At 39.8% G+C, this 251-nt stretch carries 1 protein-coding gene; it reads left to right on the top strand.

Going from position 1 to position 251, the window contains the following annotated elements; genetic code table 11:
- Nucleotides 1-25 precede the first annotated feature (25 nt).
- On the top strand, nt 26-251 hold a 226-nt coding region (locus R0J87_RS22850), incomplete at its 3' end, for a hypothetical protein (RefSeq protein ID WP_498889220.1).

Below are 251 nucleotides of genomic sequence, written 5' to 3' on the forward strand. Positions count from 1 at the left end.
CGAGAAAAATTATTGTGCAGATATTATGCAGGTTGTGAAGTATCGACATGTCAAAAATACAGGGTTTATCTCTTTTGACGGTAAAACCTTCGTCTATTACCTCTATCCGGTAACTCACAATCGTAGTCTGATATTTTTGCTTGGTCTGGAGCGTTTTTCTTTACTGTCAAAATCGCTGGCGATGGACAGCGAGAACCTGATGTTCTCTCTATTTAAGAACGGTAAACCGGTGACCGGTGATGAATATAATG

Origin of the sequence: Halomonas sp. SIMBA_159, assembly GCF_046536035.1 — a bacterium.
Classification (GTDB): domain Bacteria; phylum Pseudomonadota; class Gammaproteobacteria; order Pseudomonadales; family Halomonadaceae; genus Vreelandella; species Vreelandella venusta_A.